This is a genomic window from Streptomyces sp. NBC_00271 (assembly GCF_036178845.1).
In the GTDB taxonomy this organism is placed as follows: domain Bacteria; phylum Actinomycetota; class Actinomycetes; order Streptomycetales; family Streptomycetaceae; genus Streptomyces.
On the sequence record NZ_CP108070.1, the window covers coordinates 3,633,407 to 3,649,434 of the forward strand.

Genomic DNA, 16,028 nt, shown 5'->3' on the forward strand with positions numbered 1-16,028 from the left:
CCATGGCAACCACCGAGAACACCGCAGAGAACACCGCCGAGGTCACCGAGACCGCACGCGGCCTGATCGCACTCCCCCAGACCGCCGCACGCGCCCTCATCGCCGTCGGCGCCGTCGCCACCATCGCCAGCACCTTCATGTCGTGGACCTACACGGCCGACTTCCCCGGGGACCTCACCTACTACGGCTCCCCGGCCGGCCTCCAGATCCTCGACCTCGTCGCCGGCGCGATCACCCTGCTCTTCGCGCTCACCCTCTTCGACGTCCGCGGCCTGCGCTGGCTCAACCCGGCAGGCGCCACCGCGCCCGTCGTCCTCGCCGCCGCCTCCGCGTTCGCCGTCAGCTGGTTCAGCGCCATCGCCATCGCCGTCGACCTCAAGGGCCTCGTCGCCCTCGACCCCGGCGCCTACGTCACCGCCATCGGCTCCCTGATCGCCCTCGTCGGCACCCTCGCCCTGCCGAGCCCCGGCGACACCTTCAAGGACTGGGTCAGCAAGCCCGACCACATCCCCGCGGCCCAGAAGCTCCCCGGCTGGGCCGAGCGCCTCGTCATCACCGCCGCCACCGCCGTCGCCCTGATCGTCTTCACCTACGGCATCGGCGTCGACCCCGAGGCCAGCGAGACCTTCATCGGCTACCTGCTGCTCGTCGTCCTCGGCACCTGGGCACTCCAAGCCGCCGGACTCTTCGACCGCTTCGCCACGCTCAACGCCCGCCACAAGGGATTCGCCACCTCCATGGCGTTCCTCGCCGCGGCGGTCTTCCCCTTCGTCGAGAACAACGAGCACAACGCCAACCTCGGCGTGAACATCCTCGTCGTCGCCACCGTCGCCCTCGGCCTGAACATCGTCGTCGGCCTCACCGGACTCCTCGACCTCGGATACGTCGCCTTCCTCGGCGTCGGCGCCTACGCCGCGGCCCTCGTCTCGGGCTCCGAGTTCTCCCGCTTCTCCGGCGTCCAGTTCCCCTTCTGGGCCGCCATGCTCACCGGCATGGCCGCGTCGCTCGTCTTCGGCGTCCTCATCGGCGCCCCCACCCTGCGACTGCGCGGCGACTACCTCGCCATCGTCACCCTCGGCTTCGGAGAGATCTTCCGCATCACCGTCAACAACCTCGACGGCTCCTCCGGACCCAACATCACCAACGGCCCCAACGGCATCTCGATGATCCCGGACCTCGACATCTTCGGGTTCAACCTCGGGAACTCGCACGACATCGGCTCGATCACCCTCGGCCGCTTCGCGAACTACTTCCTGCTGATGCTGATCATCACCGGCATCGTCGTGATCGTCTTCAACCGCGCCGCCGACTCCCGTATCGGCCGCTCCTGGATCGCCATCCGCGAGGACGAGACCGCCGCGACCGCCATGGGCATCAACGGCTTCCGCGTCAAGCTCATCGCCTTCGCCCTCGGCGCCTCCCTCGCCGGCCTCGCCGGCACGGTCAGCGCCCACGTCGGCTACAGCGTCAACCCGGCCCCGTACCAGTTCGCCGGCTCCGTACCGCCCAACTCCGCCTTCCTGCTGGCCGCGGTCGTCCTCGGCGGCATGGGCACGGTCAACGGCCCCATCCTCGGCGCCACCCTGCTCTACCTCCTCCCCGAGAAGCTCGGCTTCCTGAAGGAGTACCAGCTCTTCGCCTTCGGCATCGCGCTCGTGATCCTCATGCGCTTCCGCCCCGAAGGCATCATCGCCAACCGCCGCCGCCAGCTCGAATTCCACGAGTCCGACGACAGCATCGACATACCCGAACAGGGCCTGCCCGACTCCACCGTCGGCGTCACCAAGGCAGGGGCGTGACCCACATGACCACCACCACGGCCACCAGCCCCGTACTCGAGGCCAGCGGCGTCACCATGCGCTTCGGCGGCCTCACCGCCGTACGCAACGTCGACCTCACCGTCAACTCGGGCGAGATCGTCGGCCTCATCGGCCCCAACGGCGCCGGCAAGACGACCTTCTTCAACTGCCTCACCGGCCTGTACGTGCCGACCGAGGGCAAGGTCGCCTACAAGGGCACCGTCCTCCCGCCCAAGCCCCACCTCGTCACCAGCGCCGGCATCGCCCGCACCTTCCAGAACATCCGGCTCTTCGCCAACATGACCGTCCTGGAGAACGTGCTCGTCGGCCGCCACACCAGGACCAAGGAAGGCCTCTGGTCGGCCCTCCTGCGCGGCCCCGGCTTCCGCAAGGCAGAAGCCGCCTCCCGCGAACGCGCCATGGAACTGCTGGAGTTCATCGGCCTCGACCACAAGGCCGACCACCTCTCCCGCAACCTCCCCTACGGCGAACAGCGCAAGCTCGAAATCGCCCGCGCCATGGCGAGCGAACCGGGACTGCTGCTCCTCGACGAGCCCACGGCCGGCATGAACCCCCAGGAGACACGCGCGACCGAAGACCTCGTCTTCGCCATCCGCGACAGGGGCATCGCCGTCCTCGTCATCGAGCACGACATGCGCTTCATCTTCAACCTGTCCGACCGCGTCGCCTGCCTCGTCCAGGGCGAGAAGCTCGTCGAGGGCACCTCCGAGGTCGTCCAGGGCGACGAGCGCGTCATCGCCGCCTACCTCGGCACCCCCTTCGAGGGCGCCCCCGGCGCGGAAGAACTCGCCGAGGTCGAAGCCGCCGAGGCGGCGGAGGCCACGGACACTCCCGAGCCCGCGGAAGCCTCCGAGACTCCCGAGGCCACCGAGACTCCTGAGGCCGCCGAGAGCGACGCCGCCGCGGAGGGCACCACCAGCAAGGAAGGAAACGCCCAGTGACCGCACTGCTCGAGGTCGAAGACCTCAAGGTCGCCTACGGCAAGATCGAAGCCGTCAAGGGCATCTCCTTCTCCGTCGAAGCCGGCCAGATCGTCACCCTCATCGGCACCAACGGCGCCGGCAAGACGACCACCCTGCGCACCCTATCCGGGCTCCTCAAGCCCACCGCGGGCCGCATCACCTTCGACGGCAAACCCCTCAGCAACATCCCCGCCCACAAGATCGTCTCCCTGGGCCTCGCCCACTCCCCCGAGGGACGCCACATCTTCCCCCGGCTGACGATCACCGAGAACCTCCAGCTCGGCGCGTTCCTGCGCACCGACAAGGCGGGCATCGAGAAGGACATCCAGCGCGCCTACGACCTCTTCCCCATCCTGGGTGAACGCCGCAAGCAGGCCGCGGGAACCCTCTCCGGCGGCGAGCAGCAGATGCTGGCCATGGGCCGCGCGCTCATGTCCCAGCCCAAGCTGCTCATGCTCGACGAACCCTCCATGGGCCTCTCGCCGATCATGATGCAGAAGATCATGGCCACCATCGCCGAACTCAAGGCCGACGGTACGACCATCCTCCTCGTCGAGCAGAACGCCCAGGCGGCGCTCTCCCTCGCCGATCAGGGACACGTCATGGAGGTCGGCAACATCGTCCTCTCCGGCACCGGACAGGACCTGCTGCACGACGAGTCGGTACGCAAGGCCTACCTGGGCGAGGACTGAGACCAGGCTCCGGCCGTACGACCGTACAGCCGCTGTACGAAGAGGCCCGCGGCCCCCAGTCGGGGGCGCGGGCCTCTTCGTCACTCACCGATACCGCTCGCCCATACCGCTCGCCGGGCAATCAGCCGACGAAATTCTCGATCGGCCTGGAGAAGTCGGCACCGAGTTGCGACATCGCGTGACCGAACTCCTTCTCACTGATCGCCTCACGGAGCGTGACCAGCACGGCACGGACGCCGCCGTCGGCCTCGTCGGGCTTGAGCACGTTGCGCTGGGCCACACGCCGCACGAGCTCGTCGTAGTCGAAGCGCTCGATCTCCGCGGTGGCACCGCGCCGAACGGACTCCGCCAGACCCTCCGGGAGCTCCAGCGCCAGGTTTCGTGCCTCGCCCGAGCTCAGCCGATGGGCGAGCGTCTCGAGCGTGGCACGCGTGAGATCGGCCGACTCCTGCCGAGTCAGACCCGTACGTTCCGACACCGCTTGGACGAACGCCTTCTCTTCCACGCGCTGTCTCCTTTGCTGCCTTGCCGATCCGAAGGCCACGCGGCCCCGAAACCAGCCTGACACGCGGTCGCCGGGCTCGCGCGGGCAAGCCACGACACCCCGAAGCGGGGCGCCGCCGCTCCCTAGGCCCTGTCGACCTAGCCCTTGGAGGACTTCTTCTCCTCGGCGTCCGCGATGACCGCCTCGGCGACCTGCTGCATGGACATACGGCGGTCCATGGAGGTCTTCTGGATCCACCGGAACGCGGCGGGCTCGGTCAGCCCGTACTGCGTCTGCAGCACGGACTTGGCCCGGTCGACCAGCTTCCGCGTCTCCAGGCGCTGGCTGAGGTCCGCGACCTCCTTCTCCAGTTGCTTCAACTCCGTGAACCGCGAGACGGCCATCTCGATCGCGGGTACGACGTCGCTCTTGCTGAAGGGCTTCACGAGGTACGCCATCGCGCCTGCGTCACGGGCCCGCTCGACGAGGTCGCGCTGCGAGAACGCGGTGAGCATCAGCACGGGGGCGATGCTCTCCTCGGCGATCTTCTCGGCCGCCGAGATCCCGTCCAGCTTGGGCATCTTGACGTCGAGGATCACGAGGTCGGGCCGGTGCTCACGGGCCAGCTCGACGGCCTGCTCCCCGTCCCCCGCCTCGCCCACGACGGCGTAGCCCTCTTCCTCGAGCATCTCTTTGAGGTCGAGGCGGATCAGCGCCTCGTCCTCGGCGATGACGACACGGGTCGTCAGCGGAGGCACGTGCGACTTGTCGTCGTCGGCGACGGGCTGGGGCGACTCGGGGGCGGTCACGGGGGCTCCTCGTTCAGGGGCGGGTACTGCTCCCAAGAGCCTACCTAGCTGCGGTATGGTGGACGGGCAGCGGGTCGGGGTAAACCTTCGATTCAGCGGGCCCCGGTAGCCCAATTGGCAGCAGGCAATGGATTCAAAACCCATACAGTGTCGGTTCGAGTCCGACTCGGGGCACTTTTCCTTGGATTCCAAGGTCACCACGGAAAAGCGGATGTTCTCGTTCTCGTGAACATCCGCTTTTTGCTGCGCACGGTCGCGATCACTCACCCAGAGTTACCACATGTACGACATGGGCACACGCGAGCGAGCTCTGGCACTTGTCGCTCAGGGGCGCAGCCTGAACTCCGTGAGCAAGGAGACCGGGGTATCCAGGTCAGCGATCCGTTGCTGGCAATCGCGCATCGACCCCTTACCGCGCATGCAGCGCACGCCGTGCTCAAGATGCGGCCCAGCGACTGAGCCGCCCTCCAACACGGCGGCCTACAGCTACCTCTTGGGGCTCTACCTCGGTGACGGCTGTATCAGCCCCGGAATGCGAGCGGGCTACGTTCTCCGCATCGCATGCGCCGACACTTGGCCAGGCCTCATCGAAACTTGCGCTGCCGCCATCGAAGCCATCAACCCCAGCAAGAAGTCGAACCGGGTCCAAGCAGTCGGGTACGTCTCGGTCGTCGGATACAGCCAGCACTGGCCCTGCCTCTTCCCCCAGCACGGCCCAGGCAAGAAGCACGAGCGCCCGATCGCCCTCGAACACTGGCAACAGGAAATCGTCGACGCTCATCCCTGGGAATTCATCCGCGGGCTCATCCACTCCGATGGCTGTCGCATCACGAACTGGACGACCCGCCTCGTCGCCGGTGAGCGCAAGCGCTACGAGTACCCCCGGTATTTCTTCACCAACAAGTCCGACGACATCCGGAAGCTCTTTACCGACGCCCTCGACCGGGTGGGCGTCGAGTGGACGACGCTGGCGCGCGCCAGCGACCCGTTCAACATCTCCGTCGCCCGCAAAGCCTCCGTCGCTCTCATGGACGCCCACGTCGGTCCCAAGTACTGACAGCCGGGCCTACTTGGGGCTGTCGTCCTCTCCGATGTGGTGGACGCGTACGAGGTTCGTGGTGCCGGAGACGCCGGGCGGGGAGCCGGCGGTGATGACGACGATGTCGCCCTTCTTGCAGCGGCCGTACTTCAGGAGGAGTTCGTCCACCTGGTCGACCATCGCGTCGGTGGAGCCGACGTGCGGTCCCAGGAACGTTTCCACGCCCCAGGTCAGGTTCAGCTGGGAGCGGGTGGCCTCGTCGGGGGTGAAGGCCAGCAGGGGGATCGGGGAGCGGTAGCGGGAGAGACGGCGGACCGTGTCGCCGGACTGAGTGAAGGCGACGAGGAACTTGGCGCCGAGGAAGTCGCCCATCTCCGCCGCCGCGCGGGCGACCGCACCGCCCTGGGTGCGGGGCTTGTTGCGGTCGGTCAGGGGCGGCAGGCCCTTGGCGAGGATGTCCTCCTCGGCGGCCTCGACGATGCGGGACATCGTCCGGACGGTTTCCACGGGGTACTTGCCGACGCTGGTCTCGCCGGAGAGCATCACGGCGTCCGTGCCGTCGATGACGGCGTTGGCGACGTCGGACGCCTCGGCTCGCGTGGGGCGGGAGTTGTCGATCATCGAGTCGAGCATCTGGGTGGCGACGATGACCGGCTTGGCGTTGCGCTTGGCCAGCTTGATGGCGCGCTTCTGGACGATCGGGACCTGCTCGAGGGGCATTTCGACGCCCAGGTCTCCGCGGGCGACCATGATGCCGTCGAAGGCGGCGACGATGTCGTCGATCGCGTCGACGGCCTGGGGCTTCTCGACCTTGGCGATGACGGGGAGGCGGCGGCCTTCCTCGTCCATGATGCGGTGGACGTCGTCGATGTCGCGGCCGCTGCGGACGAAGGAGAGGGCGATGACGTCGAAGCCGGTGCGCAGGGCCCAGCGGAGGTCCGCTTCGTCCTTGTCGGAGAGGGCGGGGACGGAGACGGCGACGCCGGGAAGGTTGAGGCCCTTGTGGTCGGAGACCATGCCGCCTTCGACGACGGTGGTGTGGACGCGGGGGCCGTCGACGGCGGTGACTTCGAGGCAGACCTTGCCGTCGTCGACGAGGATGCGTTCGCCGAGGGTGACGTCGGCCGCGAGGCCCGAGTACGTCGTGCCGCAGGAGAGGCGGTCGCCCTCGGCGCCTTCTTCGACGGTGATGGTGAAGGTGTCTCCGCGTTCAAGGAGTACGGGGCCTTCGGTGAAACGGCCGAGTCGGATCTTCGGGCCTTGAAGGTCGGCGAGCAGTCCGACGCTGCGGCCGGTCTCGTCGGCGGCCTTTCGCACGCGCTGGTAGCGCTCCTCGTGTTCGGCGTAGGTGCCGTGGCTGAGGTTGAAGCGGGCTACGTCCATTCCGGCGTCGACCAGGGCTTTGAGCTGGTCGTACGAGTCGGTGGCGGGGCCCAATGTACAGACGATTTTTGCTCGGCGCATGGTTCGAGCCTAGGCCTTACCGGTCGGTAGAGAATTGGTCCAGCATGACTACTCAACAACCTTTACGTGAAGCCTTATTGACAACAGTTGAATTGTGCGCCGGGGTGCTCTGATGAGCGGCTTGGTCGCTTTGCACACCCCGGCTGCATGGATCCAGTACTGCATATTTCCACTGCATATATCTATAGCGAAATGGGGAACCTCCCGAACCCGCGCTTTACAGCTCCGGCGGGGCCATCGTGAATCGGGCGTTGACCTGGGCGTAGACGTGTTGGCGCTCGGGTTCGAGGTCGAGGGGGGCGGCTTCTTCGGGGGTGCCGCCGGCGAAGGACATGGAACGCATGGCGCGGCCGGGGGCCGCCGGGTAGGGCTGGGTGTTCTCGGCGCCGATGTCGGCGAGTTCGACGAGGGCGGCGAGGGTGGTACCGAGGGCTTCGGCGTATTCGCGAGCCCGTTGGACGGCTTCGCGGACCGCCTGCTGTCGGGCTTGGCGGTGGGAGGGCGAGTCGGGGCGCAGGGCCCACCAGGGGCCGTCGACCCGGGTGAGGTCGAGGTCCGCGAGGCGTGTCGTCAGCTCGCCGAGTGCGGTGAAGTCGGTGAGTTCGGCGGTGAGGTGGACGCGGCCGTGGTAGGCGCGGACGCGTTCGCCGCGGCCGTGTTTCGTGAGTTCCGGGCTGATGGAGAAGGCGCCGGTTTCGAGGCGTTCGACGGCGTCTCCGTAGGACTTCACGAGGTCCATGGCCGTCGCGTTGCGGCGGGTGAGGTCGGCGAGGGCCTCGCGTCGGTCGGTGCCGCGGGCGCTGACGGTGATGCCGATGCGGGCGATCTCGGGGTCGACTTCGAGGTGGGCTTCGCCGCGGACGGCGATGCGGGGTGATGCGGGGGTTCCGTAGGGGACTGCGGGTCGGGGTTCCTCTGCGGTGGGGGCCATACGCCCCACTCTGTCACCGGAAGGGTGGGCATGGTGCCCGGTGGTCACCAGATGGAAACCTCCCAGACCTGTTCTGGAGTGTCATGCGTAGGTCAGAATCTACGCGCGTCGTTGACCAATTCCCAAGGAGCCATAGACATGCCGTTGAACCGCCGGAAGTTCCTGAAGAAGTCCGCCGTGACGGGTGCGGGGGTGGCGTTGACCGGTGCGGTCGCGGCTCCGTCCGCGCAGGCGGCGACCTCGGCGGCGGCAGGGGGTGGGAAGAAGCCTGTGAAGCGGCACTCCCTCACCGTCATGGGCACGACGGACCTGCACGGACATGTCTTCAACTGGGACTACTTCAAGGACGCGGAATACAAGGACACGGCGGGCAACGCGCAGGGTCTGGCGCGGATCTCGACGCTGGTGAACGAGATCCGCAAGGAGAAGGGGCGTTGCAACACGCTCCTTCTGGACGCGGGCGACACGATCCAGGGCACCCCGCTGACGTACTACTTCGCGAAGGTGGACCCGATCACCGCCAAGGGCGGTCCGGTGCACCCGATGGCGCAGGCGATGAACGCGATCGGCTATGACGCGGTGGCGCTGGGCAACCACGAGTTCAACTACGGCATCGAGACCCTGCGGAAGTTCGAGTCGCAGTGCCGCTTCCCGCTGCTGGGTGCGAACGCGCTGGACGCGAAGACGCTGAAGCCGGCTTTCCCGCCGTACTTCATGAAGACGTTCCACGTGCCGGGTGCCCCCTCGGTGAAGGTGGCGGTGCTCGGTCTGACGAACCCGGGTATCGCGATCTGGGACAAGGCGTACGTCCAGGGGAAGTTGACGTTCCCGGGTCTGGAGGAGCAGGCGGCGAAGTGGGTGCCGAAGCTGCGGTCGATGGGTGCCGACGTGGTCGTGGTGTCGGCGCACTCCGGTTCGTCCGGCACGTCCTCCTACGGTGACCAGCTGCCGTACGTCGAGAACTCGGCGGCGCTCGTCGCCCAGCAGGTGCCGGGGATCGACGCGATTCTCGTCGGGCACGCGCACGTGGAGATCCCGGAGCTGAAGGTCACCAACACCAAGACCGGCAGGACCGTGGTGCTGTCGGAGCCGCTGGCGTACGCGGAGCGGCTGTCGGTGTTCGACTTCGAGCTGGTCCTCGAGAAGGGGAAGTGGCAGGTCGAGTCGGTGGCGGCCACGGTCCGCAACTCGAACTCGGTCGCCGACGACCCGAAGATCACCCGGCTGCTGAAGGACGAGCACGACCTGGTGGTGGCGTACGTCAACCAGGTGGTCGGCACGGCCACGGACACGCTGACGACGGTCGAAGCGCGTTACAAGGACGCCCCGATCATCGACCTGATCACCAAGGTGCAGGAGGACGTGGTCAAGGCGGCGCTGGTGGGCACGGAGTACGCGTCGCTGCCCGTGATCGCGCAGGCCTCGCCGTTCTCGCGCACCTCCGAGATCCCGGCCGGCAAGGTGACGATCCGGGATCTGTCGAGCCTGTACGTGTATGACAACACGCTGGTCGCGAAGGTGCTGACGGGGGCGCAGGTGCGGGCGTACCTGGAGTACTCGGCGAACTACTTCGTGCGGACGGCGGCCGGTGCGGTGATCGACACGGAGAAGCTGACCAACGCGAACAACCGTCCGGACTACAACTACGACTATGTGTCGGGGCTCCGGTACGACATCGACATCGCGCAGGTGGAGGGTTCGCGGATCAAGAACCTGACGTACAACGGTGCGGCGCTGGACGACGCGCAGCAGTTCGTGTTCGCGGTGAACAACTACCGGGCGAACGGTGGCGGCGCCTTCCCGCACGTGGCGTCCGCGAAGGAGGTCTGGTCGGAGTCGACGGAGATCCGTACGCGGATCGCCGAGTGGGTGACCGCGAAGGGTGTGCTCGACCCGAAGGAGTTCGCTTCGGTGGACTGGAAGCTCACGCGGGACGGCACGCCTGTTTTCTAGCCCGCCTGTTGCGGCACGCTTGTCTTGTGGACCCCGGGCGCATGTCCGGGGTCTTCTTCTTACCGTCCGTCGACGAGCGGGGTGAGGGTCTGGGCGGTGTGGCGGGCGAGCGGGACCTGGGACTGGGGTTCGAGTCCGAAGGTGGTGAAGGCCGTACGGCGCGGCAGCGGGTAGGGGTCCTTGCCCGTCAGCGAGTTGAGGATGGTGGCGCTGCGCCAGGCGGCGAGGCCGAGGTCGGGGGCGCCGACGCCATGGGTGTGGAGTTCGGCGTTCTGGACGTAGACGCGGCCGGTGACGGAGGGGTCGAGGGTCAGGCGGAACTGGTCGTCGATGCGGGGGCGTTCGGCGCTGTCGCGGTGCAGGTAGGGGTCGAGTCCGGCGAGGATCTGGCCGAGGGGGCGTTCGCGGTAGCCGGTGGCGAGGACCACGGCGTCGGTGACGAGGCGGGTGCGGGCGCCCTGCTGGCCGTGTTCGAGGTGGAGTTCGACCTTGGTGGTGGCGACGCGGCCCGCGGTGCGGACGGTGACGGCGGGGGTGAGGACGGCGTCGGGCCAGCCGCCGTGGAGGGTGCGGCGGTAGAGCTCGTCGTGGATGGCGGCGATGGTGTCGGCGTCGATGCCCTTGTGGAGTTGCCATTGGGCGGCGACGAGCCGGTCGCGTACGGGCTCGGTGAGGGCGTGGAAGTAGCGGGTGTAGTCGGGGGTGAAGTGTTCGAGGCCGAGCTTGGAGTACTCCATCGGGGCGAAGGCCTCGGTGCGGGCGAGCCAGTGGATCTTCTCGCGGCCGGCGGGCCGGTTGCGCAGGAGGTCGAGGAAGACCTCGGCGCCCGACTGCCCCGCGCCGATGACGGTGATGTGTTCGGCGGTGAGGAAGTGTTCGCGGTGGGCGAGGTAGTCCGCGGCGTGGATGACGGGGACGCCGGGGGTATCGACGAGGGGTTTGAGGGGCTCGGGGATGTGGGGTGCGGTGCCGACGCCGAGGACGATGTTGCGGGTGTAGGTACGGCCGAGGGCCTCGGCTTCTCCCTCGCTGTCGAGCTGGGTGAAGTCGACTTCGAACAGGGTGCGTTCGGGGTTCCAGCGGACGGCGTCGACCTGGTGGCCGAAGTGGAGTCCGGGGAGGCGGCCGGCGACCCAGCGGCAGTAGGCGTCGTACTCGGCGCGCTGCATGTGGAAGCGCTCGGCGAAGTAGAAGGGGAAGAGGCGGTCGCGGTCCTTGAGGTAGTTGAGGAAGGACCAGGGGCTGGCGGGGTCGGCGAGGGTGACCAGGTCGGCGAGGAAGGGGACTTGGAGGGTGGCGCCGTCGATGAGCAGGCCCGGGTGCCAGTCGAAGCCGGGGCGCTGTTCGTAGAAGACGCTGTCGAGTTCGGGGAGGGGGTGGGCGAGGGCGGCGAGGGAGAGGTTGAACGGGCCGATGCCGATGCCCACGAGGTCGCGGGGCGCGTCGGGCTCGTGGCGTGGGGGGAGGGGCGTCGGGCTCATCGGGGTGTGTGTCCTTCCACCAGTTTCAGGAGCGCGGCCAGGTCGCTCGTCCGGGTGTGGGGGTTGAGGAGGGTGGCTTTGAGCCAGAGCCGGTCGTCGAGCAGGGCTCGGCCGAGGACGGCGCGTCCTTCGTGGAGCAGGATGCGGCGTACGGCGGCGACGGCTTCGTCGGAGGCCTCGGCGGGGCGGAACAGGACGGTGCTGAGGGTGGGCGGGTCGTAGAGCTCGAAGCCGGGGTGTGCTTCGACGAGGTCCGCCAGCTCGACGGCGCGGGCGCAGACCTGGTCGACGAGCGCGCCGAGTCCCGCTCGCCCCAGGGTTTTGAGGGTGACGGCGACTTTGAGGATGTCGGGGCGTCGGCTGGTGCGCAGGGAGCGGCCGAGGAGGTCGGGGAGGCCCGCTTCGGTGTCGTCGTCGGCATTGAGGTAGTCGGCGCGGTGGCTCAGGGCGTCGAGGTCGTGGGGGTCCTTGACGACGAGGAGGCCTGCGGCGACGGGCTGCCAGCCGAGTTTGTGCAGGTCGAGGGTGACGGTGTGGGCGCGGTCGAGTCCGTGGAGTTTGCCGCGGTGGTGGTCGCTGAAGAGGAGGCCTCCGCCGTAGGCGGCGTCGATGTGGAGGCGGGTGCCGTGGGCTTCGCAGAGGTCGGCGATGTCGGGCAGGGGGTCGATGAGTCCGGCGTCGGTGGTGCCTGCGGTGGCGGCCACGAGGAGGGAGCCGCGGAGGCCTTGGAGTTCGGTGAGGGCTTCGTCGAGGGCGGCGAGGTCCATGGTGCCGGCGGGGGCGGGGACGACGACGGGGTCGGGCAGGCCGAGGAGCCAGGCGGCGCGGGGCAGGGAGTGGTGGGCGTTGGCGCCGTGGATGAGCCGCACACCGGCGTGTGCCTCCCGGGCGAGGAGGAGGGCGAGTTGATTGGACTCGGTGCCGCCGGTGGTGACCAGGGCATCACCGGCGCCGATCTCCTGGGCCAGGGCCCGGGTGACGAGTGCCTCCAGTTCCGAGGCGGCCGGGGCCTGGTCCCAGGAGTCCATGGAGGGGTTGAGGGCGGAGGCGGCGAGGTCGGCGGCGGTGGCGACGGCGAGGGGTGGGCAGTGCAGGTGGGCGGCGCACAGGGGGTCGGCGGGGTCGGCCGCGCCCTCGGCGAGAGCCCGTACGACGACGCGTAGGGCGTCTTCGGTTCCCTGCTCGGGCAGTACGTCGCCGACCGCGTCCCGTACGCGCCGGGCCACGCTCTCCGGTCCGCCGGCGGGCAGTGGTCCCCCGCGTGCCTCGCCGCCCTCGCGCAGTGCGTCGAGGACGGTGTCGAGCAGCGGCCGCAGCGCGCCGGGACCTTCGGGGCCTGAGGCGAGGGGCGGCGTGCTCATGGGGTGTCCTCCGGTGGGCGCGCGGCAGGGGGAGTACCAGCCTGTACGGGGATGGGCCTGCGCGCCCTGAAAGGTCAACGATCCGACCCGAATGGGGGTACTGGTGGACGGAGAAAATGTGAGTGGGGGGCGAAGCTGCTAGACGCCACGCCGGAACCGGAGCCACCTTTCCTCGCCCCCGCCGCCCCTACCCTCCCCCAAGCTCTCGGCTTCGCTCGAGCAGGGGGGACCCCCATCATCCCTGAGGGCTGCCGCCCCCAGACCCCCGCATCGGCCTGAACGGCCTCGTCCTCAAACGCCGGACAGGCTGAGTGATGCGGGCCGGGGTGGGTGGGGTGCGGTCACCGGCCTCGCCCTGGAACGCCGGACGACCCGGGGCTTTTAGGGGCGCGGGGAACTGCGCGACCAGCCCCCACCCACCCGCAGCCAAACGAATCAGGGCGGGCGGGGGACGCGGGGCGAAGCCCCCGCCTCAGGGGCGCCGGCCACCCGCGGACACGGGCGTGGTTATGCGGCTCGTACCTTCAAGGCTCGTGTCAGGTCGTCGAGTTGGTCGACGAGTTTGCGGCGGAGGGCGGGGATGGGGTCGGCGTCACGAAGGCACGCTTCGCCGAGGGCGAGGGTTTCGGGGGTGACGGCGTGGACGGGGAACGCGTAGCGCCCGGCGGCCTCGGCGATGGCGGGGCCGCGCCGCGTGGAGACGGCGACGGCGTCGGCCCAGTAGCGCTCGACGTACTCCCGGACGAGGTGGGTCTGTTCGGGCTGCCAGAAGCCCTGGGCGGTGGCGATGAAGAGGTAGTTGGAGAGGTGGTCGGAGGTGAACATCTCCTCCCAGGCGCGGCGCTTGGCCTCGGGGTCGGGCAGCGCGGCGCGGCAGCGGGCGGCGCCTTCCTGGCCGGTGGCGCTGGGGTCCTGGACGAGCTCGGCCTCGATGACGGCGTCGTCGATGGCTCCGAGGACGGCGAGCCGGCCGAGGACGCGCCAGCGCAGTTCGGGGTCGAGTTCGGGTCCGCCGGGGACGGTGCCTTCGGAGAACCAGGCGCTGATGGTGTCGGGGTGGGCTGCGACGTCGATGTAGTGGCGCACGGCGGTGAGGCGCAGGCCGGGGTGGGAGCCGTCCTCGGTGCGGCGGATGAGGTCGCGGCAGAGGTCGGTGAGCGTGGCGAGGGCGGTGGGGCGGTCCTCGGCGGGGAGGTAGCGGTCGGCAACCTGGGCGGCGGCGAACGACAGGACGCCCTGGACGAGGGCGAGGTCGCTCTCGTGCGGGAGGTGGGCGCGGGCGGCGTCGATGTAGGCCATGGCGGGCAGTTCGCCGTCGCGGACAGCGTCGCGCAGGGCGTTCCAGACGACCGCGCGGGTGAGGGGTTCGGGCAGTCCGGCGAGGGCGGTGCGCACGGTCTGGAAGGACTCGGGGTCGAAGCGGACCTTGGCGTAGGAGAGGTCGCCGTCGTTGAGGAGGAGCAGGGCGGGGCGCTTGCCGACCACGGTCGGCTCGCTCCCCGGGACGTCGGCTTCGAGGCGGTCGCGCAGGGCGAGGCGGCCTTCGACGCCGAGGTCGTTGTCGTAGAGGCCCACGGCGATGCGGTGCGGGCGGCTGCCGTGGTGTTCGACGGTGAGGGTGTGGGTGCCGTCGGGTCCGGCGGTGAGGGTGGGGGTGAGGGTGTCGACGCCGGTGGTGCGCAGCCAGGAGTCGGCCCAGGCGTGGACGTCGCGTTCGGTGGCGGAGGCGAGGTTGTCGATGAAGTCGGCGAGGGTGGCGTTGGCGAACTTGTGGCGGGCGAAGTGTGTGTTGATGCCGGCCAGGAAGTCCTTCTCGCCGAGCCAGGTGACGAGTTGGCGCAGGGCGGAGGCGCCCTTGGCGTAGGAGATGCCGTCGAAGTTGAGCATGGCGGACGCGGTGTCGGGGACGGCGTCCGGGTCGGGGGCGACGGGGTGGGTGGAGGGGCGCTGGTCGGCGTCGTAGCCCCAGGGTTTGCGGGTGACGCCGAAGTCGGTCCAGGTGTCGGTGAAGCGGGTGGCTTCGGTGACGGTCTGGTAGCCCATGTACTCGGCGAAGGACTCGTTCAGCCAGATGTCGTCCCACCAGCGCAGGGTGACGAGGTCGCCGAACCACATGTGGGCCATTTCGTGGGCGATGACCATGGCGCGGTTCTGGCGTTCGGTGTCGGTGACGGCGGAGCGGTAGACGAACTCCTCGCGGAAGGTGACGAGGCCGGGGTTCTCCATGGCGCCGGCGTTGAACTCGGGGACGAACGCCTGGTCGTAGGAGTCGAAGGGGTAGGGCTCGTCGAACTTCTCGTGGTAGCGGTCGAAGCAGGCGCGGGTGATGTCGAGGATCTCGTCGGCGTCGGCGTCGAGGTGGGGGGCGAGCGAGCGGCGGCAGTGGATGCCGAAGGGCAGGCCGCGGTGCTCGGTGCGGACGGAGTGCCAGGGGCCGGCGGCGACGGCGACGAGGTAGGTGGAGATGAGGGGGGTGGGGGCGGCCTGCCAGCGGCCTTCACCGAGGTGTTCGGTGATGCCGTTGGCGAGGACGGTCCAGCCTTCGGGGGCCGTCACGGTCAGGTCGAAAACGGCCTTCAGGTCGGGCTGGTCGAAGGCGGCGAAGACGCGCTGGACGTCTTCCATGAACAGCTGGGTGTAGAGGTAGGTCTCGCCGTCGGTGGGGTCGGTGAAGCGGTGCATGCCCTCGCCGGTGCGGGAGTAGCGCATCCGTGCGTCGACGCGCAGTTCGTGCTCGCCCGCGGTGAGGCCCTTGAGGGGCAGCCGGTTCTCGTCGAGGGTCTCGGGGTCGAGGGGCTGTCCGTCGAGGGTGACGGAGCGCAGTTCGGCGGGCTTCAGCTCGACGAAGGTGTCCGCGTCGGCGCGGGCGGTGAACCGGATGACGGTCAGGGAGTCGAAGGTCTCGTCCCCGTGGGTCACGTCGAGTGCGATCCCGTAGTGGTGGACGTCGAGGAGCTGGGCACGGGTCTGCGCTTCGTCGCGCGTCAGTACGGACATGGGGGACATGCTGCCTGATGGCTCGGACAGGACAC

General features: G+C 69.0%; 12 protein-coding genes and 1 tRNA gene. 6 read left to right on the top strand and 7 right to left on the bottom strand.

Going from position 1 to position 16,028, the window contains the following annotated elements:
• The first annotated feature begins 2 nt into the window (after nt 1-2).
• Genes OG798_RS16965 through OG798_RS16975 form a run of 3 tightly spaced genes read left to right on the top strand, consistent with a single transcriptional unit; the run spans nt 3 to nt 3,474 of the window.
• On the top strand, nt 3-1,799 hold the full coding sequence (locus OG798_RS16965; RefSeq protein ID WP_121418536.1) for a branched-chain amino acid ABC transporter permease: 1,797 nt from the start codon (nt 3-5) through the stop codon (nt 1,797-1,799).
• Nucleotides 1,796-2,761: an ABC transporter ATP-binding protein gene (locus tag OG798_RS16970; RefSeq protein ID WP_267061489.1), complete on the top strand. Its 966-nt coding sequence runs from the start codon at nt 1,796-1,798 to the stop codon at nt 2,759-2,761. Before OG798_RS16965 ends, OG798_RS16970 begins: the two co-directional genes overlap by 4 nt.
• Nucleotides 2,758-3,474, top strand: a complete 717-nt coding sequence (locus tag OG798_RS16975) for an ABC transporter ATP-binding protein (protein WP_067363973.1) — start codon at nt 2,758-2,760, stop codon at nt 3,472-3,474. Before OG798_RS16970 ends, OG798_RS16975 begins: the two co-directional genes overlap by 4 nt.
• Nucleotides 3,475-3,595: 121 nt before the next feature.
• Here OG798_RS16975 and OG798_RS16980 read toward each other — a convergent pair whose 3' ends face one another.
• Together OG798_RS16980 and OG798_RS16985 are read right to left on the bottom strand one after the other, a co-directional pair.
• Complete coding sequence (locus OG798_RS16980) at nt 3,596-3,979, bottom strand: DUF2267 domain-containing protein (RefSeq protein ID WP_054235991.1); 384 nt, start codon at nt 3,977-3,979, stop codon at nt 3,596-3,598.
• A 137-nt stretch (nt 3,980-4,116) separates the two neighbouring features.
• A complete protein-coding gene (locus OG798_RS16985) occupies nt 4,117-4,767 on the bottom strand; it encodes an ANTAR domain-containing response regulator (RefSeq protein WP_075026314.1) in 651 nt (216 codons plus the stop codon).
• A 99-nt stretch (nt 4,768-4,866) separates the two neighbouring features.
• On the opposite strand from OG798_RS16985, the gene OG798_RS16990 reads away from it, so the two are divergent.
• Together OG798_RS16990 and OG798_RS16995 are read left to right on the top strand one after the other, a co-directional pair.
• Nucleotides 4,867-4,941: transfer RNA gene (locus OG798_RS16990), tRNA-Leu, on the top strand.
• Between the two features lie 106 nt (nt 4,942-5,047).
• The gene (locus OG798_RS16995; protein ID WP_179436609.1) at nt 5,048-5,824 is read left to right on the top strand and encodes a helix-turn-helix domain-containing protein; all 777 of its coding nucleotides are present in this window, start codon (nt 5,048-5,050) and stop codon (nt 5,822-5,824) included.
• A 9-nt stretch (nt 5,825-5,833) separates the two neighbouring features.
• On the opposite strand, the gene pyk is transcribed toward OG798_RS16995, so the two are convergent.
• Both pyk and OG798_RS17005 read right to left on the bottom strand, forming a co-directional pair.
• Nucleotides 5,834-7,270 (bottom strand): pyruvate kinase, encoded by a 1,437-nt coding sequence (gene pyk / locus OG798_RS17000; protein ID WP_328757276.1) that lies wholly within the window; start codon nt 7,268-7,270, stop codon nt 5,834-5,836.
• Between the two features lie 217 nt (nt 7,271-7,487).
• A complete protein-coding gene (locus OG798_RS17005; RefSeq protein WP_121416456.1) occupies nt 7,488-8,201 on the bottom strand; it encodes an SIMPL domain-containing protein in 714 nt (237 codons plus the stop codon).
• 138 nt (nt 8,202-8,339) lie between these two features.
• Between OG798_RS17005 and OG798_RS17010 the strand changes: the two genes are divergently transcribed.
• Entirely contained in the window at nt 8,340-10,154 is a 1,815-nt protein-coding gene (locus tag OG798_RS17010; RefSeq protein ID WP_267061491.1) for a 5'-nucleotidase C-terminal domain-containing protein, read from the top strand.
• A gap of 59 nt (nt 10,155-10,213) precedes the next feature.
• On the opposite strand, the gene OG798_RS17015 is transcribed toward OG798_RS17010, so the two are convergent.
• From OG798_RS17015 to pepN, 3 genes are all read right to left on the bottom strand, one after another.
• Complete coding sequence (locus tag OG798_RS17015) at nt 10,214-11,635, bottom strand: lysine N(6)-hydroxylase/L-ornithine N(5)-oxygenase family protein (RefSeq protein WP_095855225.1); 1,422 nt, start codon at nt 11,633-11,635, stop codon at nt 10,214-10,216.
• The gene (locus tag OG798_RS17020; protein WP_121416455.1) at nt 11,632-12,996 is read right to left on the bottom strand and encodes a pyridoxal phosphate-dependent decarboxylase family protein; all 1,365 of its coding nucleotides are present in this window, start codon (nt 12,994-12,996) and stop codon (nt 11,632-11,634) included. The genes OG798_RS17015 and OG798_RS17020 overlap by 4 nt, the downstream gene beginning before the upstream one ends.
• Nucleotides 12,997-13,503: 507 nt before the next feature.
• Nucleotides 13,504-16,002: an aminopeptidase N gene (gene pepN, locus OG798_RS17025; RefSeq protein ID WP_267061492.1), complete on the bottom strand. Its 2,499-nt coding sequence runs from the start codon at nt 16,000-16,002 to the stop codon at nt 13,504-13,506.
• Nucleotides 16,003-16,028: the final 26 nt, after the last annotated feature.